27 protein-coding genes are annotated in these 25771 nt (G+C 64.2%); 5 read left to right on the forward strand and 22 right to left on the reverse strand.

Features of this window, described 5'->3' with window-relative positions; genetic code table 11:
- Nucleotides 1-26: 26 nt before the first annotated feature.
- From ABM562_RS25305 to ABM562_RS25325, 5 genes are all read right to left on the reverse strand, one after another.
- Nucleotides 27-614 carry a hypothetical protein gene (locus ABM562_RS25305; protein WP_115086828.1) on the reverse strand — a complete coding sequence of 196 codons (588 nt, stop codon included), beginning with the start codon at nucleotides 612-614 and terminating at the stop codon, nucleotides 27-29.
- 17 nt (nucleotides 615-631) lie between these two features.
- A complete protein-coding gene (locus ABM562_RS25310) occupies nucleotides 632-1243 on the reverse strand; it encodes a hypothetical protein (RefSeq protein ID WP_115086829.1) in 612 nt (203 codons plus the stop codon).
- Between the two features lie 125 nt (nucleotides 1244-1368).
- Entirely contained in the window at nucleotides 1369-3825 is a 2457-nt protein-coding gene (locus tag ABM562_RS25315; RefSeq protein WP_460423739.1) for a TonB-dependent siderophore receptor, read from the reverse strand.
- Between the two features lie 77 nt (nucleotides 3826-3902).
- Nucleotides 3903-4850, reverse strand: coding sequence for a FecR family protein (locus ABM562_RS25320; RefSeq protein ID WP_460423741.1), 948 nt, complete (start codon nucleotides 4848-4850; stop codon nucleotides 3903-3905).
- Nucleotides 4847-5362, reverse strand: a complete 516-nt coding sequence (locus ABM562_RS25325; RefSeq protein ID WP_166675755.1) for a sigma-70 family RNA polymerase sigma factor — start codon at nucleotides 5360-5362, stop codon at nucleotides 4847-4849. Before ABM562_RS25325 ends, ABM562_RS25320 begins: the two co-directional genes overlap by 4 nt.
- A gap of 172 nt (nucleotides 5363-5534) precedes the next feature.
- Here ABM562_RS25325 and ABM562_RS25330 point away from each other — a divergent pair, with 172 nt between their 5' ends.
- A complete protein-coding gene (locus ABM562_RS25330; protein ID WP_460423743.1) occupies nucleotides 5535-6230 on the forward strand; it encodes a helix-turn-helix transcriptional regulator in 696 nt (231 codons plus the stop codon).
- Between the two features lie 5 nt (nucleotides 6231-6235).
- Nucleotides 6236-7021, forward strand: coding sequence for a PhzF family phenazine biosynthesis protein (locus ABM562_RS25335; RefSeq protein ID WP_460423745.1), 786 nt, complete (start codon nucleotides 6236-6238; stop codon nucleotides 7019-7021).
- Here ABM562_RS25335 and chrA read toward each other — a convergent pair.
- The 6 genes from chrA to ABM562_RS25365 form a co-directional block, all read right to left on the reverse strand.
- Entirely contained in the window at nucleotides 7014-8213 is a 1200-nt protein-coding gene (gene chrA, locus ABM562_RS25340) for a chromate efflux transporter (RefSeq protein WP_233674144.1), read from the reverse strand. The genes ABM562_RS25335 and chrA overlap by 8 nt on opposite strands.
- Nucleotides 8214-8358: 145 nt before the next feature.
- Complete coding sequence (locus ABM562_RS25345; RefSeq protein ID WP_115086835.1) at nucleotides 8359-9093, reverse strand: TorF family putative porin; 735 nt, start codon at nucleotides 9091-9093, stop codon at nucleotides 8359-8361.
- Nucleotides 9094-9134: 41 nt separating this feature from the next.
- Complete coding sequence (locus ABM562_RS25350; RefSeq protein ID WP_346617262.1) at nucleotides 9135-10877, reverse strand: amidohydrolase; 1743 nt, start codon at nucleotides 10875-10877, stop codon at nucleotides 9135-9137.
- Between the two features lie 82 nt (nucleotides 10878-10959).
- Nucleotides 10960-11949 carry a helix-turn-helix transcriptional regulator gene (locus ABM562_RS25355; protein ID WP_115086837.1) on the reverse strand — a complete coding sequence of 330 codons (990 nt, stop codon included), beginning with the start codon at nucleotides 11947-11949 and terminating at the stop codon, nucleotides 10960-10962.
- 81 nt (nucleotides 11950-12030) lie between these two features.
- The gene (locus ABM562_RS25360; RefSeq protein ID WP_460423748.1) at nucleotides 12031-13203 is read right to left on the reverse strand and encodes an MFS transporter; all 1173 of its coding nucleotides are present in this window, start codon (nucleotides 13201-13203) and stop codon (nucleotides 12031-12033) included.
- Between the two features lie 92 nt (nucleotides 13204-13295).
- Nucleotides 13296-15200, reverse strand: a complete 1905-nt coding sequence (locus tag ABM562_RS25365) for a M14 family metallopeptidase (RefSeq protein ID WP_115086839.1) — start codon at nucleotides 15198-15200, stop codon at nucleotides 13296-13298.
- A gap of 73 nt (nucleotides 15201-15273) precedes the next feature.
- Between ABM562_RS25365 and ABM562_RS25370 the strand changes: the two genes are divergently transcribed.
- A complete protein-coding gene (locus ABM562_RS25370) occupies nucleotides 15274-15594 on the forward strand; it encodes a cupin domain-containing protein (RefSeq protein WP_167458901.1) in 321 nt (106 codons plus the stop codon).
- Between the two features lie 118 nt (nucleotides 15595-15712).
- Here ABM562_RS25370 and ABM562_RS25375 read toward each other — a convergent pair whose 3' ends face one another.
- Nucleotides 15713-16606: an AraC family transcriptional regulator gene (locus ABM562_RS25375; RefSeq protein WP_115086841.1), complete on the reverse strand. Its 894-nt coding sequence runs from the start codon at nucleotides 16604-16606 to the stop codon at nucleotides 15713-15715.
- 175 nt (nucleotides 16607-16781) lie between these two features.
- Here ABM562_RS25375 and ABM562_RS25380 point away from each other — a divergent pair, with 175 nt between their 5' ends.
- Nucleotides 16782-17834, forward strand: coding sequence for an NAD(P)-dependent alcohol dehydrogenase (locus ABM562_RS25380; RefSeq protein WP_460423750.1), 1053 nt, complete (start codon nucleotides 16782-16784; stop codon nucleotides 17832-17834).
- A 5-nt stretch (nucleotides 17835-17839) separates the two neighbouring features.
- Here the strand turns inward: ABM562_RS25380 and ABM562_RS25385 are convergent, their stop codons facing one another.
- A complete protein-coding gene (locus ABM562_RS25385; protein WP_460423752.1) occupies nucleotides 17840-18328 on the reverse strand; it encodes a DUF2199 domain-containing protein in 489 nt (162 codons plus the stop codon).
- 183 nt (nucleotides 18329-18511) lie between these two features.
- Between ABM562_RS25385 and mddA the strand changes: the two genes are divergently transcribed.
- Nucleotides 18512-19261: a methanethiol S-methyltransferase gene (gene mddA / locus ABM562_RS25390; protein WP_460423754.1), complete on the forward strand. Its 750-nt coding sequence runs from the start codon at nucleotides 18512-18514 to the stop codon at nucleotides 19259-19261.
- A gap of 57 nt (nucleotides 19262-19318) precedes the next feature.
- Here mddA and ureG read toward each other — a convergent pair whose 3' ends face one another.
- From ureG to ABM562_RS25435, 9 genes are all read right to left on the reverse strand, one after another.
- Nucleotides 19319-19942, reverse strand: a complete 624-nt coding sequence (gene ureG / locus ABM562_RS25395; RefSeq protein ID WP_115086845.1) for an urease accessory protein UreG — start codon at nucleotides 19940-19942, stop codon at nucleotides 19319-19321.
- 10 nt (nucleotides 19943-19952) lie between these two features.
- On the reverse strand, nucleotides 19953-20627 hold the full coding sequence (locus tag ABM562_RS25400) for an urease accessory protein UreF (protein WP_115086846.1): 675 nt from the start codon (nucleotides 20625-20627) through the stop codon (nucleotides 19953-19955).
- Nucleotides 20627-21172, reverse strand: a complete 546-nt coding sequence (locus tag ABM562_RS25405; protein ID WP_460423757.1) for a HupE/UreJ family protein — start codon at nucleotides 21170-21172, stop codon at nucleotides 20627-20629. Before ABM562_RS25405 ends, ABM562_RS25400 begins: the two co-directional genes overlap by 1 nt.
- A gap of 22 nt (nucleotides 21173-21194) precedes the next feature.
- Nucleotides 21195-21674, reverse strand: coding sequence for an urease accessory protein UreE (ureE, locus tag ABM562_RS25410; RefSeq protein WP_460423758.1), 480 nt, complete (start codon nucleotides 21672-21674; stop codon nucleotides 21195-21197).
- Between the two features lie 9 nt (nucleotides 21675-21683).
- Nucleotides 21684-23387, reverse strand: a complete 1704-nt coding sequence (gene ureC / locus ABM562_RS25415; protein ID WP_115086849.1) for an urease subunit alpha — start codon at nucleotides 23385-23387, stop codon at nucleotides 21684-21686.
- A complete protein-coding gene (locus tag ABM562_RS25420) occupies nucleotides 23384-23701 on the reverse strand; it encodes an urease subunit beta (protein WP_115086850.1) in 318 nt (105 codons plus the stop codon). Before ABM562_RS25420 ends, ureC begins: the two co-directional genes overlap by 4 nt.
- A 9-nt stretch (nucleotides 23702-23710) precedes the next feature.
- Nucleotides 23711-24013, reverse strand: coding sequence for an urease subunit gamma (locus ABM562_RS25425; RefSeq protein WP_038994905.1), 303 nt, complete (start codon nucleotides 24011-24013; stop codon nucleotides 23711-23713).
- A 9-nt stretch (nucleotides 24014-24022) separates the two neighbouring features.
- On the reverse strand, nucleotides 24023-24856 hold the full coding sequence (locus ABM562_RS25430) for an urease accessory protein UreD (protein WP_460423759.1): 834 nt from the start codon (nucleotides 24854-24856) through the stop codon (nucleotides 24023-24025).
- Between the two features lie 251 nt (nucleotides 24857-25107).
- Nucleotides 25108-25683, reverse strand: a complete 576-nt coding sequence (locus ABM562_RS25435) for a CGNR zinc finger domain-containing protein (RefSeq protein WP_258577896.1) — start codon at nucleotides 25681-25683, stop codon at nucleotides 25108-25110.
- Between the last annotated feature and the right edge of the window lie 88 nt (nucleotides 25684-25771).

A 25771-nucleotide genomic window follows, 5' to 3' on the forward strand; every position in this document is an offset into this window, starting at 1 on the left:
AGGAGCTGGCTTGCAGCAATGAGGCCTTACAACAACTGGCGCTTGACCGCCTCGTCCAGCGTGCTTTGGGTCAACTGGCGGACCAGTTCGCGGGTGTCCTGCTGGAACGGAATCCCGACGATCAGCACCAGGTGCATCCAGGTGCGTACCGACTCGCTTTTGCTGATGCGCCCCAGCTCCTTGCCGTCCTTGTCCTTGAACACCGTGTCGAGGGTAAAGGTGTTGCGCGCTGTCGACGGGATGATGAAGAAGGTCGCCCCGGTAATGATCGCCGACGCTACGCTGTACTGCTCATGGTTGGTCAGGGTCGATTCGGCGTAGATATCCGCCGCGACTTTCTCGGTGCTCACCCGGGCGAAGCGCCCGGACTGATTGTAGGTCTCGACCAGCGCTTTCTCCCAGGCTTCGGCCGGCCCGCCGGCGGTGGCATTGGGCTGGCCGCGATTGACCTGGTACTGGGCGGTGGTACGTACGTAGGCGGTCGGCTTAACCGCCTGCGCTTGTGCCTGTGGCGGCCAGCTCTGGACCGGCGCCAATTCGTGTTGCGAGTAAGAGACGCAGCCAGTCAGCAGCACAGCGCCGAGCAGCAGGTTGGCCTTGATGATACGCAGCATGGGAATCTTCCTGGAAATTACTGTTTGGCCAGTTTCAGCGTGGCGTCGTCAAGCAGCTTGGCAACCACTTCGTTGAGTTGCGGCGCACCCAGGGTCGGGGCCCAGTATTCGCGGCGGTAGAGGCCGACATTGCGCTCGAGCTTGAGCGCCTGGCGGGAGCTGGCCAGGGTCTTGCCGTTGCGATCCTCGATCACCAGGTCACCGGCGACGTCGAAGCTGTCGACATAGATCGGGCCGTTGACCCAGATCCACACGGTCAGGGTCAGCAAGGCCCCCGGCACGTAGCCTGGATGTGGCCCGCGATGGCCCTTGAGCGAGGTCATGTTGAACTTGAGCATCACGTCCTGCTCATCCAGGCGGGTCGGGTATTCGCTGACCTGCTTGAAATACTTGCCGGCCTCGACGTACTGGTCGAGCTGCGCGGTCAGCGAGCGGCTGATGGCCTTGCGCGTGGCCTCGTCGATACCCGGTGCGGTGACCGCCACATCGGCCACTTGCGCCGTGCGCGGGCTGGTGCTGGCGGCAGGATGTTGCGGGGCGCCCAATGGGCCGGTGACGTTGTAGGACACGCAGCCAGTCATCGACAGGGTGGCGATGATAGCGGTGGCCTGGAGCAGCTTTCTCAACACGGGATGTCCTTATTTTTGAGCGGAGGGCCAGAGTGCTTCGGCGCAAGATGGCGAAACTTGAGCGCGGCATGCACCGAAGCTGATGTGCTGGCTGCACCGGCCTCATCTTGGCACCAGCCCTGGCCTTAGAAGCTCCAGCGCGTGGTCAGCATGAAGTTGCGCGGATCGCCGTACAGGTTGCCGCCGTAGCCGGTATTGCCGGCAATGCTCTGGTAGTACTTCTTGTCGAACACGTTGTTGAGGTTCAAGCGCACATCGAGGTGCTCGGAAGCCTGGTAGTTGAGCATCAGATCGACCAGGGTATAGGCCTCCTGCTCGATACGGTAACGGCTCTCGGTGGCATAGAAATTGTTGCCCTTGTTGTAGATCTGGTTCTGCCGGTACAGGCCGCCACCGACCTTCCAGCGTTGCAGTTCACCCGGCAGTTGATAGGTGGTGAAGGCCTTGAACACATGCCGGGGAATGTCAGTATCGAACAGGCGTCCCTCGTTGGCCGGGTTGCTGTCCTTGACGTATTTGACCTGGGCAAAGGTATAGCCCGCGCCCAACTCCCAGCCCGGCAGAACGGTGCCGTTGAGTTCAAGTTCGATCCCTTCGCTGCGCAGTTTGCCGGCAGCCTCCGCGCAACTGGGCACCAGCGCCGAGCACTCATCGAGCTCAAGCGTCTTGGCGCGGTTTTGCTGGTCGATGCGAAACACTGCGGCACTGGCATTCAAGCTGCCGTCGAAGTACTCGCCCTTGATCCCGAGCTCATAGTTCTTGCCCTCCATCGGCTCGATCGCGGCGCCCGCCGCGTCCAGTTCCGACTGCGGCTTGAAGATGTCGGTGTAGCTGGCGTATAGCGAATGGTGCACATCCAGGTCATAGATGATGCCGGCGTAACGCGTGACATGGCGCGTCACCGAGTAGTCGCTGCCGGTTGGCGCGCGGCTGCCGTTGCGGGTGCTGGTGTCGTTGTCGTACCAGTCCAGGCGCCCGCCGAGGATCAGCTTCAGGTCATCGGCCAGGTTGAAGCGGGTGGTCAGGTAGGCGCCGGTCTGCGAGGTCTCGCGGTCCTGATGCCAGTAGCTCAGGTCCAGCTCGCGCTTGGGCAGCGAGCCCGGGTCCCAGTTGTAGATATCCATGCCGATTGCGTCGTCGCTGTAGTTGCCCTTGCCTTCGAAGGTCAGCTCACGCCGGCTGGCCCCGACCACCAGTTCATGGGTCCGCCCGAGCAACTGGAAAGGCCCCGATGCGTAGGCGTCGTAACTGCTCTGCTCATCGTCATAGTGGTACTGGCCCAGGTACTGACCGAACACCTCGCCCTCATCGCCCATGCGTTCGGTCATGCTGCCCAGCATCTTCAGGTCCGACCAGGTGCGGCTGGCGGCCAACAGCAGTTTCCAGTCGTTGTCGAAGCGGTAATCCAGGCGGCTGAACACCGTGGTGTTGTCCTGGTCCCAGTACTCCCAGTCATTGCCCAGGTAGGTCTTGCGGGACAAATGCAGGTCGCTGCCATCGATGGCCGTTGGCAAGCCGCCCCAGGTCGCGGTGTTGTTGACACGCTGGTTGGAGACGCCGAGGGTCAGGGTGCTGTTGTCGCTGAGGTCGGCTTCGCCAATGGCGTAGAACACCGAACGCTCGCTGTCGGTGACATCCTGAAAGCTGTTGCGCGTCTGGTACGCCGTGACCACCCGCCCGCGCAAGGTGGCGTTGTCGTTGAGTGGCCCGGAAGCATCCACTTCGCTGCGGTAGTTGTCCCAGCTACCGGCGCTGGCGGTGATGCTCACGCGCGGGTCCGCGGTCGGGCGCTTGCGCACCATGTTGATGGCCGCCGACGGCGTACCCGCCCCCTGCATCAACCCGGTGGCGCCGCGCACCACTTCGACGTGGTCGTAGATGGCCATGTCCGGCGCCGAGTTCATGTCCCGCGACAGGTAATGCGACAGGTCGTTGGACAGCCCGTCGTTCATCAGGTTTTCCACGGTAAAGCCACGTGCGTAGAACGTCGGGCGCTGCGGGCCATCCTTGGTCATCGACATGCCCGGGGTGCTCTTGAGCACATCTTCAAGGCTGCGCAGGTTCTGGTCGTCCATGCGCTGACGGGTGATCACCGTCACTGACTGCGGCGTCTCGCGGATAGTCAGCGGCAGTTTGGTCGCCGTCTGCATCGGCCCGGTGGTGTAGGAGCCACTGTCTTCGGTGATGCTTCCCAGCATCTGCCCATTGATACTGGTGGCGCCCAGTTCCAATGCCCCATTGGCGGCGGGCACCTCGACCAGCACATAGCCATCGCTGCTCGCCTGTGCCTGCAATGCATGGCCCCGCAGGACCTGGGCGAACCCTTCCTGCACCGCGTAACTGCCCTGCAGACCGGCACTGGCAAGGCCTGCCACTTGTCCGGCATTGAACGAGATGGCCAGGCCGCTCTCGCGGGCAAAGCGGCTCAGCACGTCACCCAAAGGGCCGCCAGGAATGTCGTAGCGTTTTATCTGCTGCTGGGCCTGTAGCGGCTGGGCTGCCAGCAGAGGCACGGCGCCAAGGGCGAAATGGACCGCCAGGGTCAACGCACGGCAAGGCTTGAATGGCTTGGGTGAAAACATGTTCCCGACTCTCCGATGTATTGGGCTAATACAAGGACGCTCGGGTAACAAGAACTGGAAGCGCTTGATAATAATTTTTATTCGAGTCTGACACGGGTCAGCCAAGGCGTGTAGTGCTCCACCCGGATCGGGAAACTGCGCGCCAGCAGGCGCAAGGCCCGCTCACTGTCGTCGGCAGGCAGCACCGCAGTGACGTTCAGGTGCGCCAGGGCCTTGGCGTCGAACAGCAGGTAGCCCTGATGATTGCGGGCCAGGCGCTCCAGCACCTCGCTCAAGGGTTGTTCGCGCACCAGCATCTGCTGCCTGGCCCATGCCTGCTCCAGGCCCGAGGCATCCACTGCCTGCAGCGCCTGCATGCCCGCGGCACTGAACTGCACCTGCTGCCCGGCACTCACCGTCTGGGGGCTGGCGCCGCTGCGCACTTCGGTGCTCGACTCGATCATCACCAGGCGCGTGCTATCGCCCAGGCGCTCCACTACGAAGCGCGTGCCCAGCGCGCGAATACTGCCGTGCTCGGTGACCACCTTGAATGGCCGAGTGGCGTCCTTGGCCACTTCCACGAGGATCTCGCCACTGACCAGGCGCAAGGTGCGGGTCTGTGCATCGAACTGCAGGTCGACCGCCGAACGGCCATCCAGGCTGATGCGGCTGCCGTCCGGCAATTGCTCGCTGCGCCACTGGCCAGTGCCCGTGCGCAGATCGGCCATCAGGTAGGCTGGCGGATAATGCTGGAGCAACGCCGCGGTCGGCAACAACAGTGCCAGGCCGACGGCCAGCGCCTTGAGTGCGTGCTTGCCGGGGCTTGCTGCCGTCACCCGCTGCAAGGCAGCGCGGGCCGGGGCACGAGGCAGCTGGCGCAGCGACGCGAGGCTACCTTGCAAGCGTTGCACGGCGTCCAGGTGTTCGTCGGATTCAGCCAACCAGGCGCCGAACGCCTGCTGGTCGGCAGCGCTCGGCTCATCGTCCAGGCGCACCAACCATTCGGCAGCCTCGCGCAATACCGCGGCGCTGGGTGACGGGCTCATCGTGCCGACTCGCTGGCGGCGTGACACTGCAACAGGGCCTGGACCAGATCGTTCTGCACGGTTTTGCTCGAGACCTGAAAGCGCTCGGCGATTTGCGCATGGCTCAGGCCTTCCAGGTGACGCAGGATGAACACCTGACGTACGCGAGAGCTCATCTGTTCCAGGGCGCGGGCAATGTGTTCAAGGGCATTTACCGCCGCCAGCAGTTGTTCGGGGGATGGGGCCTGGTCGAGGTGCTCGACGTACCGGGCAAGTTCTTCACGGTAAGCTTGTTCGAGCTTTTGCCGACGGCTGCGGTCGACCAGCAGCCGTCGCGCCACCGTGGCCAGAAACGCCCGCGGCTCGCGCGGCGCCACGTAGGCACCCGCACTGAGCAGGCGCACGAAGGTGTCCTGCGCCAGGTCGGCGGCATTGTGCGGACAGTCCAGGCGTCGCCGCAGCCACCCCAGCAACCAGCCGTGATAGCCCTTGTACAAGGTGTCGAGACTGTCAGCAGGAGGAGGCACGTTCATTGGCGCAGGCATTAAATGAGAATGGTTATATCTTAAGTGCCTGAGCCGGGCGGACGCAATCCGCCAGGGCCCTACCGGATGGAAATGCAGGTTAAATATTCTACAGTAAGTTGATATTTCAACTCTCTGTTGATAGCTTGATCGCCATTATTCAACTCTCTCGAAGGCCCTGATGAAGGTTTCCAGCGCATTGAGCAGCGAACGACGGCTGATTCTTGGCGTACTGCACAGCACGCTGAAAATGCTCAGCCATGCACTCGGCTCCCACACCGAAATTGTCCTGCATGACCTGCTCAAGCCGCAGCGCTCCATCCTCGCCATCGCCAACGGCCATGTCACCGGACGCCAGGTCGGTGGTTCGGTATTGGGCGGGCCCCGCCATGACCTGGGTTTCGCCGCCGTGCGCCGGGCTATGGACGATCGCTCAAGTAGCGATCCCGTCGTGATCGAGAACTACGCCACCCTCGCCCCCGACGGCCGTCCCTTGCGCAGCGCTACCGTGGTGTATCGCGACAGCAGCGGGCAGCCGTTTGCCAGCCTGTGCATCAACACTGACCTCAGCGCAATCACTGCCGCGCATCAAGTGCTCGGTGGGCTACTGGGGCTGGCGAGCGCACCTGCGCCAGCACCGGATGAATCCAGAGACATGACGCAACTGATGGCCGAGATCATCCAGGACGCCTGCCCCGGTGGCGTGCTCGGCATGAAGAAAGCGCAAAAAATCGAGGCCGTGCGGCAAATGCAGGAGCGCGGCCTGTTCATCGTCAAGGGCGGCATCGAAAAGGCCGCCGCCACACTCGGCGTAACCCGCTACACCATCTACAACTACCTGGAGCAGATCCGGGCAGCAGATAACGGACAGGAATGATCAGCATGCAACTTGAAATGTTCCAGGTAGACGCTTTCTCGGCCACGGCGTTTGGCGGCAATCCGGCCGCGGTGTGCCCATTGGAAGCCTGGCTGCCGGATGCCACGCTGCAGCAGATTGCTGCCGAGAACAACCTGTCGGAAACCGCCTATGTAGTACGCAACGGCGAGCTGTTCGAGCTGCGCTGGTTTACCCCGACGGTAGAGGTCGACCTGTGCGGCCACGCCACCCTGGCGACCGCCTGGGTATTGTTCGAGCAACTGGGTGAACAGTGCGACACCCTGCGCTTTGCCACCCGTAGCGGCGAATTGCGGGTTCGCCGTGACGGTGCTCGCCTGGCCATGGACTTCCCGGCCAAGCAGCCACAAGCCGTGGCAGTGCCCGATGGCTTGTTGCAGGCCCTGGGCCTGGAGCGGATCGAGACGCTGTACCGCACCGATGACTACCTGGTAGTGGTCGAGGATCAAGCGCTGATTGCCGGTCTTGAACCCGACTTTGCAGCGCTGGCCGCGTTTGACGTGCGCGGCATTGCGGTCACTGCCGCCGGCACGCACTTCGACTTCGTCTCGCGCTGGTTCGGCCCGCGGGTAGGCGTCAACGAAGACCCGGTCACCGGTTCCGCCCACACTTCGCTGGCGCCCTACTGGACCGAGCGCCTGGGCAAGCGCAGCCTGACAGCCGAGCAAGGCGGTGCGCGCAAGGGCCAGTTGCACTGTGAAGTGCAGGACAACGGCCGGGTGATCATCAGCGGTCAGGCTGCGCTGTTCATGCGCGGTACGATCTTCATCTGAGCAGGCTCAACAACTGGCCGCCCAGGCCACAAGCAATCACCACCAGCCAGGGCGGCAGTTTCCAGAACAGCAGCGCCACCAGTGCCAGCAGCGCCAGGCCAAAGTCCAGGGGCTGGAGGATGGCGCTGGTCCACACCGGCTGATAAAGCGCCGCCAGCAACAGCCCCACCACCGCCGCATTGATGCCGAGCATCGCCGCCTGCATGCGCTGGTTGGTGCGCAAGCGCTCCCAGAACGGCAGCGCACCGAGCACCAGCAAAAACGACGGCAGGAAGATTGCCAGCAGGCACAGGACGGCCCCCGGCCAGCCGGACTGCGGCCCGTGCATCGAGGCACCGAGAAAGGCGGCAAAGGTGAACAGCGGGCCGGGGACTGCCTGGGTGGCGCCGTACCCCGCCAGAAACGTCTCGTTGCTGACCCAGCCAGTGGGCACCACCTCGGCCTGCAGCAACGGCAGCATCACGTGACCGCCACCGAACACCAGGGAGCCGGTGCGGTAGAAGGCATCGATCATGTTCAGGGTCGGGCTGGCCCAGAGTTCGGCCAACAGTGGCAAACCTAGCAACAGGGCAAAAAACAGCAGCAGCCAGAGGCTGCCCGCGCGGTGGCCGATGGCGATCGGCAAGGGATCGTGTTCGACGCTGTTGCCCGGCTTGAACAGCAACAGGCCGGCGACGCCAGCGGCGGCAATTATCGCTACCTGGGCCCAGGCCGCAGGCACCAGCAGCACCAGGCAGGTGGCAATTGCCATCAGGGAGATCCGTGGCACATCCGGGCACAGGTTGCGTGCCATGCCCCAGACCGCCTGGGCGACGATCGCCACAGCCACCACTTTCAAACCATGGAGGATGCCGGCGGGTACCGCTTCAGCGTAACCGGCCAGCCCCAGGGCAAGCAGGATCAGCGCCAGTGCCGAGGGCAGCGTAAACCCGGCCCACGCAGCCAGCGCTCCGGCATAACCTGCGCGCGACAGCCCCAGGGCGATGCCGACCTGGCTGCTGGCCGGCCCCGGCAGAAACTGGCAAAGCGTCACAAGATCGGCATAACTGCGCTCGCTCAGCCAGCGACGGCGGCTGACGAACTCGTCGCGAAAGTAGCCAAGATGGGCGATGGGGCCGCCGAAGGAGGTCAGGCCCAGGCGCAGGAAGATCAGGAATACCTGCCAGGGCGTGTGATCGTTGGCGTGGGGCATACGACGCTCGTTTTACCGGACTGCGCCCATCTTGCCAGCGATGGGCTTTGTGCAGCCAGCAAATTACGAGCGCTGCGCGCTCGATCGCGGGGCAAGCCCGCTCCCACAGGTTTGGCGCTACCTACAGGATTGGATTGATGCTGGCTTAGAACGCCTTGCTGGCACTCACCACCACGGTCGCCGAGCACAGGTCGTCATAGCCATACCAACTGCTGCATTCGCTTTTGGACAGGTCGGTATCGATATAGCTCAAGCCCCAGGTCACGCCGACGAACTCGCGACTCAGCCTGGCCTCCCACTCATAGTACGTATTGCGCTCATCACCACTGGCCGACCAGAACGCCGGGTCCTTGACATCGTTGCGCCCTGCCCGCAACTCCAGGCCAACCTCGGCCGGCAAGGCGAAACTGTAGGCAACATAGCTGTACAACGTGTCCTGGTCCTTGCCAAAGGCATTTGGCGCATCATTGGAATAGTAGGCGCCAAGCTTGAGCCCATAGAGGTCAACAATGGCGTAAACCTCGCTCATGTTGAACTGGCCTTCCTTGGGGTAGCTGTACTTGAGATAACCAAGGTCCAGGCTGATGGCCTCGGTAGCCTGCCAGTACCAGCCGGCGTAGTACTCGATTTCCTGGCGGGTCTTGTAGTCGAAGCCGTAATCCACCGTCGAGGCCCAGGCGCCGACGTACAGGCCACTGCTGTGCATCAGCGTGGCACCGGCCTGCAGCGCCGGGTCGCCGAGGCTTTGCGAGATGCCACGGGAGCGGTAGTCGCTGGTGGCGGCAAGGCTCATGTCGAGGCTGAAGTCATCGTTGAGTGGCAGTGCCTGGGCCGTCAGCGGCGCCAGGCAGGCGAAAGCAATGAGCAAGCGTGTGTTCATACCAGACCCTTGTTGTTATGAGTGTGCGGGTAACGGCGGTTTCAGGACTCGCTGGCGTAGACCTGCTTGCCGGCGAAGTAGGTCTTGAGCACCCGGGTCTCGAACAGGTCCTCGGCGCTGACCTTGAACACATCGCGATCGAGCACGATCAGGTCGGCCTGCTTGCCGGGCGCCAGCGAGCCGATCTGCCGCTCCAGGCGCAGGGCTTTGGCGGCATTGAGGGTGTAGGCCTGGAACATGACCTGGCGATCGACGCTTTCCCCGGCGTTGAGCACACCCAGCGGGCCCTTGCGGGTCATGGCCTGGGCAATGGCGTTCCACGGGTTGGGGCTGGACACCGGCCAGTCGCTGGCGCCGGCGATCACTGCACCGGCCTGTTGCAGCGAGTGCGCCGGGTATTGGTAGGCGTAGGCCTGGGCGCTGACGTAAGGTTTGACCAGCTCGACCGTGTAGTTCTCGCCGGTTGCCCACAGCAGTTGCATGGAGGCGATTACCCCCAGTTGCTTGAAGCGCGCAAAGTCCTTGGGGTCGACCAATTGCAGGTGGCTGATGCTGTGGGCGAGCGGCGTGCCCTGCAGCGTGCGCGCATAGGCGACGCCATTGAGCGACTCGCGCACCGCCCGGTCGCCGACCGCATGCATGTGCACGATCCAGTCACGCTGCTCGGCCGCCGCCACCAACTCGCCGAAGTGCTGCGGCTCGATCAGCAGTTGGCCATTCTTGTGGCTGTTGCTGTACGGGGTGATCACCGCCGCCGTCTGCCCGGGGTATTCCAGCACGCCATCGACGAACACCTTGATGCCCGGAAAGCTCAGGTTGGGCACACCTTCGAACTGCTTCACGACCTTGGCCAGCACCTCAAGGTCCGCCGGCCGGCTCTTGGGGTTGGTGATCATCAGCGCCGCGACATGGGCATTGAGCTCGCCCCGTTCGGCCAGTGCCCGGTACAACGGCAGCACGCCAACCGTCTGCGCGGTGGCCTTGAAGTCGAACAGCGAGTCACCGCTGCCGGCATTGGCCGCAGCATCCATCCAGGCGGTGACGCCGTACTGGTTGTTGACCCTGACCGCCTCGCGCGCGGCCTTGAGCATCACTTCCTGGCTGGCCGCAGGAATCTGGCTGCGTACCTGGTCCCAGCGCGCTTCGGCAAAGTAGCCGTTGGGGGTGAAGTCGACGTCATGCCCGACATAGCTGCGGTCCTGTTCGGACAGGCCCTTGACCAGCGCAGCATCGATCTGCAAACGCTTGAGCATGGCCTGGTTGGCCCAGCCGGTGTGGCCGTCGATGCCACTGAGCACCAGCGGCTGGCGGGCCCAACGGCCCTGGTTGAACAGCTGGCCAAGCTCGCGGCTGTTGTCCCAGTAGGCCGAACTCACCCCGGCGATACTGATCACCTCACCCGCCTTGCCGCGGCCTTGCTCGACCTCGGCCAGGATCCACTGCTCAAGCTCGGGCAGCGGCTTGACCTCATCTTGCAGGTTGGCCCCGAGGCTGTCGAAGGCCGCCACCACCGGGTGGCTGTGGCTGTCGATCATGCCGGGCATCAGCACCTTGCCCGCCAGGTCGATACGTTGCGTGTGGGCATCGGCCAGGGCCTGGATCTGTGCGTCGCTGCCCACTTGCAGGACCTTGCCATCCTTGACCGCGACCGCTTGCATCAGGCCCTGGCCGGGTTCGGCGGTGAACACCTTGCCGTTGAACAGCACCAGGTCCGCAGCGGCCAATGCCGGCAGCGCAGAACAGGCCAGCGCAGTGGCCAACAGCGTGGGAATCAATCGTTGCATTGCAGCGCTCTCTTGTTGTTATCGGGGCTGGTCACACCCTATAGAGCGCAGCAAGGCAAGGGACCTCTGCAAATGAGGAGGGTCAGGCAGTTTTTTCCGCCACCGGCAGCGCCGCACGCAAGGCCGCGCCCAGTTCCACCTTGCTCTTGACCCCCAGTTGCACGTAGCAATTGCGCAGGTAGGTGCGCACGGTTGCCGGGCTCAAGGACAGGATCCGGGCGATTTCCTTGTAGGAGTGACCGGCAGCGAACAGCATGGCTGCGGTGCGCTCGCGGGGGGCCAACAGCACCCCTGGGGGTGGCGCCTCCAGCGACAGGATTACATGCTCGCCGTTGCCACTGAGGGTCAGGCTGCTGCGGCCCAGGCGCATCACGCAGGGCGCCCTGGCAAGTTGCGCGCTCACCTGCGGCGGCAGCAGCGAGCCGCTCCAGCCCGGCAGCGCTTGCTCGATCGCCGCGCACACGCGCGCGCCCACATACAGCAGGCTGCCATCCAGACGGGCAATGCCAAAATCGGCAGCGGCGTTGCCGGTATCGAGACGGATCATGTCCTGCACCTGAAAGCGCCACAGTTGCAGCAGCTGCTCGCAGAAGGCGGCGAACAGTTCATCCTCGCTGTCGCTGAAAGCAGCGTCGTGCTGGCCTCGGTACAGGCAGACGTAGAAATTCAGACCGCTCTGTGGCAACTCGAAGGTGATGCACATCAGGTGGTAGAGGTCGTAACGGCGGGCGAACACATTGACCGCTTCGTTGGGGTCGGTGAACTCGCTGTCGCGCACGACCTGCCCCGGCCGCTCCAGGGTGGTGTGGGCGAAGCAGTCGATGCCGGCGACCTCGCTCCATTCGCGGGCAAAGGCCGGCGGCAGGTCGATGCGCCCGTGCATCCAGCTTTGCGGCGGCGCACTGGCGACAGCGCCGGACATCTCGCCCCACCAGGCCGAGGCGAACGGCACGAGCGCGCGAAACGCCTGCAGGCCCTCGGCGATGAAATGCGAACCGCCGCGCTCGCGGGCAAGGCTGGCCAGTTGCAGGACACAACGATTGAATGCCTTGAACTGGGTACTGCTGAGCATTGGCCAACCCCGCTTGCTGCCGATCTGTGGCGCCGACAGTGCCACAGGGGGTGGGATAGCGTCCAGCCTGCGCCGCTGTGGCTAAACGGTCGTCGGCAAACCCGATTGCAGTTGCCGCTCTACCCACCAGGACAGCGGCAGGGTCAGCAGCAGGATTGCCGCGAGCGTCATCACTGCCGCCGTGATGCCGGCCCCATCGCCTACCCGCCCAAACACCACCGGTGCCAGCGCGCCACCGCCGATGGTGCCGGTGTAGAACAAGGCAAAGGCCTGATCGCGCTTGCCCGCCCCCGTCAGTTCCGGCACCACCCCGTACAGCACTGACGAAGTGCCATTGAGCACCAGGCCCAGCAGCGGCAACAGCGCCAGCATCGCCGTCAGCGGCAAAAACAGCATCAACACGATCAGCAGCGCGGTCAGCGACTCGGTGCACCACACGGTTTTCATCATGCCGATGCGCGCGCCCAGGTAGCCGCACAGCAGCTTGCCGAAAGCGCCGCCGACGAACAGCAGCATCAACGCCAGGCCGATACCCGCAGAGCCTGCGCCCTTGCCTTGCAGCAGGAACGGCAGAAAGGTCAGAAAACCCATGCGCACTGCGCTATCGAGGGTGCCGGTCAGCAGCAATGCGGCCAGGCCATTGCTGGACTCGTTGCCACTGGCAATGACGGGTTTGCGCGGGCTCGACGCCAACGAGGTCTGCGGTGCAACCAGCCACCAGAGCACGGCAGCGACAGCCAGGCCTAGCAGGCCCAGCACGGTCACACTGGTTTGCCAGCTGGTCACCAGCAACAGCAAGCCGACCCCGGCGGGCACCAGCATCTTGCCGATATCACCGGCAAAATTGTAATGCGCCAGCGCCTCCTTGACCCCGCCCCCGGCCTCATGGGTGTCGGTGACCAACGAGGACGCCAGGGGGTGTTGGGTACTGGCGCCAAGGCCGCCCAGCAACAACGCGAACAGCAGCATGCCCAGGCCACCGGCCTGCCCGACAACCAGGTAAGCCAGCCCGGCCAGGGCGGTGCCGCCCACTAACAGCCGCTCCCGGCCCCAGCGTTTCGCTGCGCGGCTGGCCAGCAGCTGCAGGCCAGCCATCATCCCGGCATAGGCGCCACGCAGCAGGCCGACCTGGACGAAGCTCAGGGCAAACTGCGCCTGCCACAGCGGCAGCAATACGTAGATGACGTCGGTGAGGCCATCGTGCACGGCGTGGGCCATGCTCGCGGCGAACAGTGAACGGCGACGGATGTTCATGCAGTGAAGGCTCTGGCCGGAAGACCAGAGCCTTTATAGACCACAGGTTTTGCTGAACACCAATACCGATTTCAGACCGATTGATACCGGAATCAGTACACCGCGCCCACCGGATAGACGAACGCATTGACGTCATAGAACGGCGTGCGCTGGTAGAACCAGTGCAGGCGGGCGCTGGGGCTGGCGGCGAAGGCCTTGTCGCTCTTGAGTTTCTTGTCGAACTCAGCCTTCAAGTCCGGACTCTCGGCGAGCATCTTGCGCGCCATTGGCTCCATCACGTATTCCTCGGGCTCTTCAGCCGCCACCAGGGTCGCGTTGAAAAAGCCCCAGGCCCAGAACGAGTCCGGGCTTTCGGGGTACAGCAGGTTGACCGCCAGCACGCCCAACGGCTGGTCGGTATCGATCACCACCGAACCCGCCGGGAAGGTCTGCAAGCGCTCCAGCGGTTTGGCCACGCCGCTGACCAGCAAACGCCCTTCGTAACCCGGGATCTGGTTGCTTTGCGTGCGATCGGGCTCGAAGCCACCTGCCACTTTCACCTCATCCATGCGATACAGCGTCACCGCAATCGGCGTCGGTTTGTCGAGGGTAGTCATGTGAATGCCATGGGCCTTGAGCCGGGCAATCACCTCGCGCCACTGCCCCGGCACCACGTACTGCCGGGGCCGTTTGACCACCAGGTCGGGCTCGGTGTTGCCGGTGACCGGCACGTTGAGTTTTTTCGGTGTGTTGCTCCAGACGATAGTCCTGGCGCCGGTGATCGGCGACTGCTCATAGCGGTAGTCACCGACGGTGAACGCCGTGGTCTGGGCCTTGCCCGGTTTCCAGGTCAGGGTCACCTGCTCCTGGGCCTCCAGGCGCTCGCGGTCCTGGCGGATGGCTTCGTTGAGCGACACTGCCTGATCGCCGATCACCTGGAACATGCTCTTGAGCATCACGTAGTTACCCAGCACCTGGGTCTGGTAAGGGTGCAAGGCATGTTGCTCGATCAGGATCGACGGTACGTTGCGAATGTCGCCGTACTGGTTGGAAAAGCGCGCATAGTCGGTGCGGTACGGGTAGTAACCCTGGCCCGGGTCCTGGTTGCTGTTGAGGCTGATGCACTCATGCACCACATGGCCGTCGGCCTCCAGCGCCTGGTACACCGGCGCACGCATGACGTTGTCCATCCAGGCGCTGCTGGCCGGCGACCAGCCGTTGCCGTTGTGGCAATAGGAACTGTCGTAGGGGTACATGGCGCCGTCGGTGGAATGGGTGTCGGCAAAAAAACTCAGCTGGTAGGTGTTGAACACCCAGGCGACGTTACGGATCTCGGCGCTGTCGAGCTTGGTGAAGTCACGGTTGAGGTTGTAGTTCAGGCCATTGACCCGCCAGCCGGTTTCGTCCGGGCCATTCTGGTTGATCCGCCCGTAGGCGCTGCGGCGCAGGTCGCCATCGACGTTGACGGTGGGGATGAACAGGATATTGACCTTCTCCAGCAAGGCGGCCAGCGGCTTGTCACCGGTGGTCATGTCACGCAGGAGCATGAACATCGCGTCCTTGCCATTGGCCTCGCCCGGGTGAATTTCGGCTTCGACGAAGATCGTCGGCTTGCCGGACTCATTCAACCCGGCGGGTGATTTGTCGACCTCAAGGGAGGCAATGGCCATCAACATCGGGTGGCCTTCGGCGCTTTTCTCCGGCAGGTCGTTGAGCACGATGCTGCCACCGGAGGCGGCGGCCAGGCGGGTCATGTAGGCGCGGGTTTCATCGTAGTTGCTGGTCTGGCGGAATTCGCTGGCTTCGGCCTGGGTGATCAGCGGGTTGTCCGGTTTGGCAAGGTAGCGGGTGCTGGCCAGGGTCTGGGCGAACATCGGCGGCAGGATGCGCTGCTTGGCAGCCGGCGAATACAGGCTATCGTCGATGTAGGACGGTGCGCTGGGCAAGGCCGCCAGGGCTGGCAGCGCAGTGCCCAGCAACATCGCGACAACGAGGGGCTGCAAAAGCGGGTGTTTCATGATCGATCCCTGTCATGAGAAGCAGGTGCCCACCTTAAACCACAATCTGCAACCAGACGAGAGCCAGGCCGCCATGCTCGACAACCTGTTCAACCCCCTCCCCACTCCCGGCGCGCAAGAGCACTTCGAAGCCCTGCTGGCCCGGCCGGGGCTGCGCATCGAGCGTATCGTCTCCCATGGCCAGGCCAGCCCGCCGGGGTTCTGGTACAACCAGGCGCAGGGGGAATGGGTGGTGTTGCTGGCGGGGTCTGCCGGGTTGCGGCTGGAGCATGAGCCTGCCGAGCGAGTGCTGCGGCCGGGGGATTTTGTCGAGATTCCGGCGCACTGCCGGCATCGGGTGGAGTGGACCGACAGCACCCAGGCCACGGTGTGGCTCGCCGTGCATTATGACTGATGGGTAGGAGCGGGCTTGCCCCGCGATGAGGCCCGTGCAACCAGCACATCATCTGTCGCCTGGATTGCGACCGCTTCGCGCTCGATCGCGGGCAAGTCCCGCTCCCACAGGTGAAGCGCTACCGATACAGCTGTTCTTCCCCCGGGCTGCGCTCGAAATGGCGTTTGTACTCGCGGCTGAACTGCGACGTGCTCTGGTAGCCCACCCGGTGCGCCGCCTGGGCCACGCCCAGGCCTTCACCAATCAGCATCTGCTGGGCCTTGAGCAAGCGCAGGCGCTTGAGGTACTGCATCGGCGACAGCAAGGTGCTGCGCTTGAAATGCTCGTGAAAGGTCGAGGCACTCATGTTTGCACACGCCGCCAGGGCTTCGACGCTCAGCGGCTCGGCATAGTGCTCGCGCAAGTAGCTGAGCGCCGCCGCGATGCGGGCAAAGTGGCCCTGCTGCTCCACCAGGGCCCGCAACACCCCGGATTGCGGCCCGCGCAAGGCCACATACAACACTTCCCTCACCCGCGCCTGGCCCATTACCTGGCAGTCCAGCGGGTCGTGCAGGCAGCGCAGCAAACGCTCGACACTGTCGCGCATGGCCTCATCCAGCGCCGCCGAAGTCATCGACTCCGGGGTCTGCGCCTTGATCGCCCGGTCCGGCGCCAGGCCCATGCTCTGCACCAGCTCACCCAGGACGATCCGGTCGATGGCCACCGACACCCCCAGCAACGGCTCTTGCGGGGTGGCGAAGGTCTCGCACATGAACGGCACCGACAGCGCCTGCACCAGGTAATGCCCGGCGCCGTATTCCAGGGTACGCGGCCCGAGGCGCGCCAGTTTGCTGCCCTGGGCGAGGATCATCAGGCTCGGTTCGTAGATCTGCGGGCTGCTGGCCACGTAGTGACTGGCCGACAGCACCTGCACCTGCGCCAGGCGCGTGTCGACGAAGCCCGGGCGCAGCGCCAGGGAGCGGATCAGGGAGCACAGGGTGGCGTTGGCATCGGAGTGGCGAGTGAGCTGCATGAAGAACCGCACGGAGGATTGGACACTGACATCATCGCAGCTTCACAGCCAGGCGCCAGGGCCCGGCGACCAACTACGGAGTTTTAGGCATGACAGGCGGAGGAATGACGATGGGCGGCGCGGCGCTTGATGCGCAGAATGCGCAGCCTTCACTGATCACCGTTTTTGAGGCCCTATGTACACAGCCATCGGTTACGCCGCCCAGTCTGCCACCGCGCCCCTGGCGCCCATGACCTTCCAGCGCCGCAGCCCGCGTGCCGACGATGTGGCGATCGAGATTCTCTACTGTGGCGTGTGCCACTCCGACATTCACCAGGCCCGCAACGAATGGGGCATCGCCGTCTACCCGCTGATGCCCGGCCACGAAATCGTCGGCAAGGTCACCGCCGTCGGCGCCAACGTCAGCCGCTATCAGGTCGGTGACCTGGTCGGCGTCGGCTGCATGGTCGACTCCTGCCGTCACTGTGAAGCATGCCAGGCGGACCTTGAGCAATACTGCCTGGAAGGCCCGACCATGACCTACGCCACCCCCGACCGGGTCGACGGCAGCAACACCATGGGCGGTTACTCCAGCAGCATCGTGGTCAGCGAGCACTTCGTCGTGCGCATTCCGCAAGGCCTGGACCTGCCCAGCGCCGCGCCGATCCTCTGCGCCGGCATCACCACCTACTCGCCGCTCAAGCATTACGGGGTCAAGGCCGGCGACCGCGTCGGCATCCTCGGCATGGGCGGCCTGGGCCATATGGGCATCAAGTTCGCCAAGGCCATGGGCGCCGAGGTCACCCTCTTCACCCGTTCACCGGGCAAGGCCGAAGAAGCGCGGCGCCAGGGTGCCGACCATGTGATCGTGTCCACTGACGCAGCGCAGATGCAGGCCGCCGCCGGCTGCTTTGATTTTCTCCTCGACACCATCCCGGTCCAGCACGATCTCAACCCCTACCTGGAAACCCTCACGTTCGACGGCGTGCACATCCTCGTCGGCCTGATCGAACCGGTCGACCCGGCGCTGCATGCGGCCAACCTGGTAATGAAGCGCCGGGTACTGGCCGGTTCGTTGATCGGCGGCATCGCTGAAACCCAGGAAGTGCTGGAGTTCTGCGCCGAACACGGCATCATCTGCGATATCGAGATGCTTGATATCGGCAACATCAACGAGGCTTTCAGCCGCATGATTGCCGGCGATGTGAAGTACCGCTTCGTGATTGACATGGCCACGCTAAAGGCCTGAGCCCTTCAGGCGAACACCACGCTGTACTCATGAGCGCGGTGCAGGGAAATGCCCTTGGCCTGCTCCACGGCCAACGGGTGGCTGCTGGTGCTCAGCGTCACACTGGGGCGCGAGGTCGGGCCGCTCAATTGCAGCAGGCCTTCGAGCCCCAGGGTCTGTGGCAGGGTCGGGATACTGTTGGCCAGGCGTACGGTAAAGGGCGGCTCGGCCGCCTGGCGTTCATCGCGCCACAGCTCGCAGACGCGCTCAAAGGCGCTCGGCTGCAGTTCGACCCAGATGCCGATGCAGTAGCTGTCGTTAAGCTCCACCACGGTCAGTGGCAGTAATGCCCGCAGGAAAAACCGCTCGCCGGCGATCACGCACCAGTCGTTGCTTTGCTTGACGTTGTGCTCGCGTTCTTCGGGGGAAAGTTCGAATAGCGCATCGGGGCGGCGAAACGCCAGTTCCCCCAGGTCATCCGCATGGTCCTTGCCGCACTGACTGCACGTGTTCAAAGCTGCCTCCTGCAATGGGTCGAGTCATCAGGGGGGCGACTTTATCAGGCCGGCAGCGCAATGTTGAGCTGCGGCTAATTGCCCTACTCGGCAAGCCGCCGGTTTTCTGGTCTATGGTTAAAGGTTCAGCCCTTGCAACCCACCTGCGCAGGACGCCCAGGTGCTCATTGAAAGGAATGCCTCATGGACGAGAAACCGCTGCTGCATAAATGCCTCGGATTGCTCTACAGCCTGTTCTGCTATGTCTACTCGATGCTGGTGCTGGTGTATTTCGTGGGCTTCATCGGGCCGCCGCAGGTGCCCAAGGACATCGACTCGGGACCGGCGACTGCCTGGTATTTCGCGGCTTTGATCGACGTAGCGCTGATCAGCCTGTTCGCTCTGCAACACAGTGGCATGGCGCGCAAAAGCTTCAAATCATTCTGGTTGCAATGGGTAGCGGCCCCCATCGAAAGGGCCACCTATGTGCTGTTCAGCAGCCTGGCGCTGAGCCTGATGTTCCTGCTCTGGCAACCGATCCCGCTGACCCTTTGGGATATCGAGACACCTGCGGCGCGCGGGCTGATCAACGGCCTTTACTGGCTCGGCTGGATCATCGCCCTGCTGGCCACCTTCCTGCTCAGCCACTTCGAACTGTTCGGCCTCAAGCAGGCGCTGGACGTGTTTCGCCCGCACCGGGGTGAATCCCGCACCTTCAAGACGCCCTGGCTGTACAAGCTGGTGCGTCATCCGCTGTACCTGGGATTTGTCATGACCTTCTGGGCGACACCGCACATGACGGTTGGCCACTTGCTGTTTGCCGGGGTGAGTACCTTGTACATCCTGATTGGCACGCTGCTGGAGGAGAAGGACCTGGTGCAGTTGTTTGGCGAGCAGTATCGGCAGTATCAGCGCAAGGTCGGGATGTTGTTGCCGTTTCTGGGGCGTAGATAGATTTATCGCGGGGCAAGCCCGTTCCCACAGGATTGCGCGGCCCCGCGATGCTTTTGGCTACACCGGCACTTTCAACATCCCCCGCTCGACGATGAAATCGATCACCCGCTGCAAGCCCTGCCCGGTCTTGAGGTTGGTGAACGTCCACGGCCGTTCCGGGCGCATGCGCTGGGTGTCTTTTTCCATCACCTCCAGCGAAGCACCGACGTAAGGTGCCAGGTCGATCTTGTTGATCACCAGGAAATCCGACTTGGTGATGCCCGGCCCGCCCTTGCGCGGGATCTTCTCGCCCTCGGCGACGTCGATCACATACACGGTCAGGTCCGCCAGTTCCGGGCTGAAGGTGGCGCTGAGGTTGTCGCCGCCGCTCTCGACGAAGATCACTTCGAGGTTGCCGAACTTGCGCGCCAGCGCTTCCACCGCCGCCAGGTTCATCGAGGCGTCTTCGCGGATCGCCGTATGCGGGCAACCGCCGGTTTCCACCCCGACGATACGTTCCGGCTCCAGGGCGCCGGCCTCGGTGAGGATGCGCTGGTCTTCCTTGGTATAGATGTCGTTGGTCACCACGGCGATTTCATAATGGTCGCGCATGGCCTTGCACAGCGCTTCGAGCAGCGCGGTCTTGCCGGAGCCGACCGGGCCGCCGACACCGACGCGCAGGGGTTGCTGATAGCTTTGCATGGGGCTTTCCTCAGGATCGGAACAATCGGGTGTATTGGGTTTCGTGCCGCGCCGAGGCGATGGCCAGCAACGGCAGGCCGCCGCCGAGCTGGTCATCGCCGAGGGCCAGGGCGGTTGCCAGGGCATCGGGCAAGGCTTCGCTCAGATCACGCAACAGGGTTTGCGCCGCTTGCTGGCCGAACGGCACCAGCTTGACCCCGGCCATCACTGCACCTTCGAGCCAGGCATAGCCGTGAGCGAGGGCCAGATCAGGCAACGGGAGCCGCCAGTGCACCGCCAGCCAGGCCATGCCGCCAAGCTGGCTGAGCTCCAGCGACGCACGCCATTCGGGCGCCTGGCCCAGTTGCCAGCCATCGAGCAGGCGGGTCAGGGCCATGCCACGCTGGCGCTCTTCCAGGCGCAGTTCAGCGGTTTCGCGGTTGGCCAGCAAAAAGCGGCTCCAGCGCGCGAACGCCTCGGCATCGTCATCGAGGCAAGCTTGATACAGCCGCGCCAGCAGCGGCCAGTCGAGGTGGCACAAGGTGTCCTCGACCTGCTGGCGTTGCCAGGCGCGAAAGCCTTCGGCGCCCTGCACCCAGCCGGCCTCCACCGCCCACTCCAGGCCTTGCGAATAGGTAAAACCACCCACCGGCAGACTCGGGCTGGCCAGTTGCAGCAGGCGCAGCAGCTTGAGGTCGTTGCCCATCAGCCAGCCAGCACGAACGCGGCACCGGCCAGCAGCCCGCCAGCGAAGGCTTTCTGCAGGCCCTGGTGCCGGCGCAGCAGGCAACCGGCGCCAAAGCCGACCAGCAGCAACAAGCCACTGACAGTGACGAAACCTGCGCCGAACACCCAGAACGCACCCGGGCTGGCTTCAACGCCATGGGCCCAGCCATGGAACAGGGCAAACAGCGGCATGGCCAAGGCCAGCAATACCTGACGGCTGGGCAACAGCAGCGCGGCGGCGGCCACCAACAGTGAACCGATGATCATTGCTTCCATGCCGATCACACCACCGAACAGGTGGCCCATCAGCGCCCCGCCGAACATCGCGCCCAAGGTCAGCAACGGCAGTGCCAGGGTGCGCCCGGTCAGGGCTGCGAGCACGCCGGTACCGAGCAGCATCAACAGGTGATCAAGGCCGGTCAGCGGGTGCAGCAAACCGTCCTGCAGCGGGTTGGCGTCATGGCCAGGGTGGGCGAAAGCCGGTACGGCCACCAGCAGCAGTACGAGGGGGACGAGTTTTTTCATGGGGCAATCTCCTTATCAGTAATCAGTGGTGAGCGACGCGAACGAACAGGTGGTCACTGTGGGCGTGGCTGTGCGGTGCACTCTGGTAGGCACCGGCTTCAGGCTCGAACGGCGCCTGCTCGACCGTCACCTGCAGGCCCAGGCCACGGACCATCTCGTCCAGCACATTGTCGTGCTGATAACGCACCAGCCCGGCCTCGATCTGCAGCGGTACATGGCGGTTGCCCAGGTGATAGGCGGCGCGGGTCAGCAACAGCGGATCGGCGCAGCGCACGCTGGACACCTGCTCGGCCGCCGCCAGCACGCGGATCACCTCGCCGCCCTGCGCCTCGCCGAGCAGTTCGCCACCGCGCAGCAACTGACCGCGCTCAAGCATCAAGCCGGCCTCGCGGCCATCGTCGAGGGTGACGCGCACACGGCTCTTGATGCGCGTGTCGACAGTGAGGGTGACGGTGCCGCTTACCGTGGCGGCGTCGCTCAGGCGACGGGTCAACAGGATCATGCTCGCTCCTTAAAACAGAAAATAACGCTGGGCCATCGGCAGCACCGTGGCGGGTTCGCACACCAGCAGTTCACCGTCGGCGCGCACCTCGTAGGTTTGCGAGTCGACCTCGATCATCGGCAACAGGCCGTTATGGACCATGTCGCCCTTGCGCACCGTGCGGCAGCCCCGGGCCTCGCCGATCAGGCTGTGCAGCCCCAGTTGCCGGTGCACGCCACGGTCGATCGCCGCCTTGGACAGAAACGTCATGCGCGTGGCATGGCGCGCGGCACCGAGGGCGCCGAACATCGGCCGGTAATGCACCGGTTGCGGGGTCGGGATCGAACCGTTGATATCGCCCATGGGCGCCATGGCGATCATCCCGCCCTTGATCACCAGCGCAGGCTTGACCCCGAAGAACGCCGGGGCCCAGAGCACCAGGTCGGCCAGCTTGCCAGCCTCCACCGAACCCACTTCGTGGGCGATGCCATGGGTCAGCGCCGGGTTGATGGTGTACTTGGCGATGTAGCGCTTGACCCGGAAGTTGTCGCTGCGTGCGCTATCCGGTGCCAGGGGCCCACGGCGCAGTTTCATCTGGTGGGCCACCTGCCAGGTGCGCAGCACCACTTCGCCGACCCGGCCCATGGCCTGGGAGTCGGACGAAGTCATGGAGAAGGCGCCCAGGTCATGGAGGATGTCTTCGGCGGCAATCGTCTCGCGGCGGATGCGCGACTCGGCGAAGGCCACGTCTTCGGCAATGCTCGGGTCCAGGTGGTGGCAGACCATGAGCATGTCCAGGTGCTCATCGACAGTGTTCTGGGTGTAGGGCAAGGTCGGGTTGGTCGAGGACGGCAGCACGTTGGCAAAGGCCGCGGCGCGGATGATGTCCGGCGCATGGCCACCGCCGGCGCCTTCGGTGTGGAAGGTATGGATGGTGCGATCGCCGATGGCCGCCAGGGTGTCCTCGATGCAGCCGGACTCGTTGAGGGTGTCGGTGTGGATCGCCACCTGCACGTCATGTTCTTCAGCCACGCTCAGGCAGCAGTCGATGGCCGCCGGGGTCGACCCCCAGTCTTCGTGCAGCTTCAGGCCCACGGCCCCGGCTTCGATCTGCTCGCGCAGGGCTTCGGGCCGCGAGGCGTTGCCCTTGCCCAGCAAGCCGATATTGATCGGCAACTGGTCGGCGGCCTGGAGCATGCGCGCCAGGTACCAGGGCCCGGAGGTGCAGGTGGTGGCATTGGTGCCCGTGGCCGGCCCGGTGCCGCCGCCGATGAAGGTGGTAATGCCCGAGGTCAGCGCCTCTTCAACTTGCTGCGGGCAGATGAAGTGAATGTGCGAATCGATGCCGCCAGCGGTGACGATCTTGCCTTCGGCGGCGATCACCTCGGTGCCCGGCCCCACCGGCAGGGTCACTCCCGGTTGCACATCGGGGTTGCCGGCCTTGCCGACGCCGACGATGCGCCCGTTCTTGATGCCGATATCAGCCTTGACGATGCCCCAGTGATCGATGATCAGCGCGTTGGTCAACACCAGGTCCAGCGCCTCGCTGGCGAGCATCTGGCCCTGGCCCATGCCGTCGCGGATGACCTTGCCGCCGCCGAACTTGACCTCCTCGCCATAGATCGTGAAGTCCTTCTCGACCTCGACCCACAGCTCGGTGTCGGCCAGGCGCACGCGGTCGCCGACCGTGGGGCCGAACATGTCGGCATAGGCCCTGCGGGAAATCCGGCTCATGCCTGCGCCTCCAGCTTGCCCATGACCTTGCCCTGAAAGCCGTAGACCTCGCGCTTGCCGCGATACGGCACCAGGTTGACGGTGCGCGCCTGACCCGGCTCGAAACGCACGGCGGTACCGGCGGCGATGTCCAGGCGAAAGCCGCGGGTGGGCTCGCGCTCGAACACCAGGGCGTTGTTCACCTCAAAAAAGTGATAGTGCGAGCCGACCTGCACCGGACGGTCGCCGTGGTTGGCGACGGTGACGCTGATCAGCGCCAGGCCGGCATTGAGTTCGATGTCGCCGTCGGCAACCTGTATTTCTCCGGGAATCATCCTGTGCTCCTAGACGATCGGGTCATGGACGGTGACCAGCTTGGTGCCGTCGGGAAAGGTCGCTTCCACCTGCACATCGGGGATCATTTCGCTGACCCCGGCCATCACCTGGTCGCGACGCAGCACCTCGCGGCCCAGGTTCATCAGCTCGGCCACCGTGCGCCCATCGCGGGCGCCTTCCATCACCGTGGCGCTGATCAATGCCACCGCCTCCGGGTAGTTGAGCTTCAGGCCACGGGCCAGGCGCCGCTCGGCCAGCAGCGCGGCGGTGAACAGCAGCAGTTTGTCTTTCTCTCGCGGGGTCAGCTCCATGGTGCTCTCTCAAGTGGCCCAGATACGCGGCGGGCATGGCGCCAGGCCGACCACGGCGGGTCGCAAGGCATACCAGAGCCGCTGCAAGGTGGATTGCAGGCGTTGGTTGTCGTGGTCGAGCAGGCGCACCACCAGCAGTTGGCCGAGCAGGGTCGCGCCGGCGGGGGCGCCAAGGTCTTCAATCAGTGCGCGGCTCTGCTCAAGCAGTTCGGTACTGGCCGGATAGGCGCAAAAGGTCGCTTGCAGGGGGAAGCCGGCGAGTTTTTCCAGGTGCCCGCCTTCGATGCGCAGGCGCTCGTGCAGGCCCGGGTCATCGGGCACTTCTATCTGCAGGCGGCTGTCGAGCGCGCCGTGACTGAAAGTCTCACCCATCACCGGGCGGCCCAGGCACAGGGTCTCCCAGGCCAGCAGGCGGGCGCCGGGCGCGAGGGTAAAACGGTTTTCCAGGCGCACTCTGGCGCCGGCAAAGCAGATGCTGCCCTGGGGCAGCCATTCGAGAATGCTGGCTTCGCCCAGGTAAAAATGCTGCTGGAGGACCGAGGTCGGGCCGCCACTGCGGTAGAACTTGGTCGCCCCGGGCATGGTCAGCAGCGCATGGCTACTTGGCTCCAGGTGCACATCGAGCAGCAGTTTGTCGCCACCGACCACACCCCCAGGCGGGTGCAGTACATAGACGTGGCACGGCGCACCCTCGGGATAGAACGGTCGCTGCACCAAAAGAGGACCGAAATGCCGCCGCGCACCAATACAGGTCCTGGTCTCGCCCCGGACGAAACGCAGCCTCAGCTCGGCGCGCCAGCCGGCGTCAGCGGTGACCAGGTCGGGGGTTTCGGGGAGCGACATGCCTCAGGTTCCAGTAAACGCTGCACCTCTCCGGGTGCAGACGCATTTGCAAGAAACAACCTGCGCGCTCAAGCGAATGCGGCGACGTGCAGGTTTGACCAATCGATCAGTAATCGATGGGTGAGGCAAAGCACATAGCGGGCCAAGATGGCGCGCTGGAGGGGTTTGTTTAAACAGCGGGCATGCACCGGTTTAGCGCTGCCCGGTTGCCGCGTGTTTAAACCTGGGCATCAGACCCTGCCTACGGGCGGCTACTCCTGGCGCAGGCGCTTACGGTGTTCGGCGACCTTATGCCGGTTGCCGCACACCGCCATGCTGCACCAGCGCCGGCGGTGGGATTTGGTGCGGTCGTAGAACCAGAGGATGCAGTCCGGGTGTTCGCAGGTTCTGACCAGGCTGAAGTCGCCGCCCGCCAGCAGCTCGGCTGCTTGCTCGGCCAGGGGCGCCAACAGTTGCTCGGCCGAACGCTGCTCGGCCACTCGCCTCAGCTTCGGCTGGTCGTCCTTGTCCCACACCAGTTGCGCATGGCTGGCGCCCTGGGCCAGGAAGCGGTTCAGGGTAGCCGGATCGCCGCGGCCGCCCGCCTTGCGTTGCTCGACCAGCGCGCGCAACGACTCGCGCAAGGTCACTGCCGCCTCCAGCAACGCGCCCTTGGCCAGGCGTGGCGCGGGTCCCTCTAGCACGCCCATACGTTGCAGCCAGGCCAGTACGTCGGCATCGCTGTGCCAGAAATCGGTGCGCTGGCCGTCGACGATGGCGACGGTGTTGAGCATGTCCAGCACCGGGTGGTCGGCAAGGACATAGGGTTCGGTGATGGCGTCGGTCATGGCCGTTCTCGGCAGCGGGCGTTGCTCCATGGTAACCCTTATTTTCAGCGGTTCAAGTTACACGGCCGATCATCACCGCACCATGGTA

It is taken from the genome of Pseudomonas sp. ZL2, from assembly GCF_054788455.1.

Coding starts and splice junctions, on each gene's coding strand:
- ABM562_RS25405 (WP_460423757.1), bottom strand. CDS start 21,172: ATGAAAAAACTCGTCCCCCTCGTACTGCTGCTGGTGGCCGTACCGGCT.
- ABM562_RS25360 (WP_460423748.1), bottom strand. CDS start 13,203: ATGAACATCCGTCGCCGTTCACTGTTCGCCGCGAGCATGGCCCACGCC.
- ABM562_RS25370 (WP_167458901.1), top strand. CDS start 15,274: ATGCTCGACAACCTGTTCAACCCCCTCCCCACTCCCGGCGCGCAAGAG.
- ABM562_RS25330 (WP_460423743.1), top strand. CDS start 5,535: ATGAAGGTTTCCAGCGCATTGAGCAGCGAACGACGGCTGATTCTTGGC.
- ABM562_RS25375 (WP_115086841.1), bottom strand. CDS start 16,606: ATGCAGCTCACTCGCCACTCCGATGCCAACGCCACCCTGTGCTCCCTG.
- ABM562_RS25325 (WP_166675755.1), bottom strand. CDS start 5,362: ATGAACGTGCCTCCTCCTGCTGACAGTCTCGACACCTTGTACAAGGGC.
- ABM562_RS25365 (WP_115086839.1), bottom strand. CDS start 15,200: ATGAAACACCCGCTTTTGCAGCCCCTCGTTGTCGCGATGTTGCTGGGC.
- ABM562_RS25430 (WP_460423759.1), bottom strand. CDS start 24,856: ATGTCGCTCCCCGAAACCCCCGACCTGGTCACCGCTGACGCCGGCTGG.
- ureG (WP_115086845.1), bottom strand. CDS start 19,942: ATGCAAAGCTATCAGCAACCCCTGCGCGTCGGTGTCGGCGGCCCGGTC.
- ABM562_RS25335 (WP_460423745.1), top strand. CDS start 6,236: ATGCAACTTGAAATGTTCCAGGTAGACGCTTTCTCGGCCACGGCGTTT.
- ABM562_RS25435 (WP_258577896.1), bottom strand. CDS start 25,683: ATGACCGACGCCATCACCGAACCCTATGTCCTTGCCGACCACCCGGTG.
- ABM562_RS25425 (WP_038994905.1), bottom strand. CDS start 24,013: ATGGAGCTGACCCCGCGAGAGAAAGACAAACTGCTGCTGTTCACCGCC.
- ABM562_RS25420 (WP_115086850.1), bottom strand. CDS start 23,701: ATGATTCCCGGAGAAATACAGGTTGCCGACGGCGACATCGAACTCAAT.
- chrA (WP_233674144.1), bottom strand. CDS start 8,213: ATGCCCCACGCCAACGATCACACGCCCTGGCAGGTATTCCTGATCTTC.
- ABM562_RS25355 (WP_115086837.1), bottom strand. CDS start 11,949: ATGCTCAGCAGTACCCAGTTCAAGGCATTCAATCGTTGTGTCCTGCAA.
- ABM562_RS25345 (WP_115086835.1), bottom strand. CDS start 9,093: ATGAACACACGCTTGCTCATTGCTTTCGCCTGCCTGGCGCCGCTGACG.
- ureE (WP_460423758.1), bottom strand. CDS start 21,674: ATGATCCTGTTGACCCGTCGCCTGAGCGACGCCGCCACGGTAAGCGGC.
- ABM562_RS25305 (WP_115086828.1), bottom strand. CDS start 614: ATGCTGCGTATCATCAAGGCCAACCTGCTGCTCGGCGCTGTGCTGCTG.
- ABM562_RS25350 (WP_346617262.1), bottom strand. CDS start 10,877: ATGCAACGATTGATTCCCACGCTGTTGGCCACTGCGCTGGCCTGTTCT.
- ureC (WP_115086849.1), bottom strand. CDS start 23,387: ATGAGCCGGATTTCCCGCAGGGCCTATGCCGACATGTTCGGCCCCACG.
- mddA (WP_460423754.1), top strand. CDS start 18,512: ATGGACGAGAAACCGCTGCTGCATAAATGCCTCGGATTGCTCTACAGC.
- ABM562_RS25380 (WP_460423750.1), top strand. CDS start 16,782: ATGTACACAGCCATCGGTTACGCCGCCCAGTCTGCCACCGCGCCCCTG.
- ABM562_RS25315 (WP_460423739.1), bottom strand. CDS start 3,825: ATGTTTTCACCCAAGCCATTCAAGCCTTGCCGTGCGTTGACCCTGGCG.
- ABM562_RS25320 (WP_460423741.1), bottom strand. CDS start 4,850: ATGAGCCCGTCACCCAGCGCCGCGGTATTGCGCGAGGCTGCCGAATGG.
- ABM562_RS25400 (WP_115086846.1), bottom strand. CDS start 20,627: ATGGGCAACGACCTCAAGCTGCTGCGCCTGCTGCAACTGGCCAGCCCG.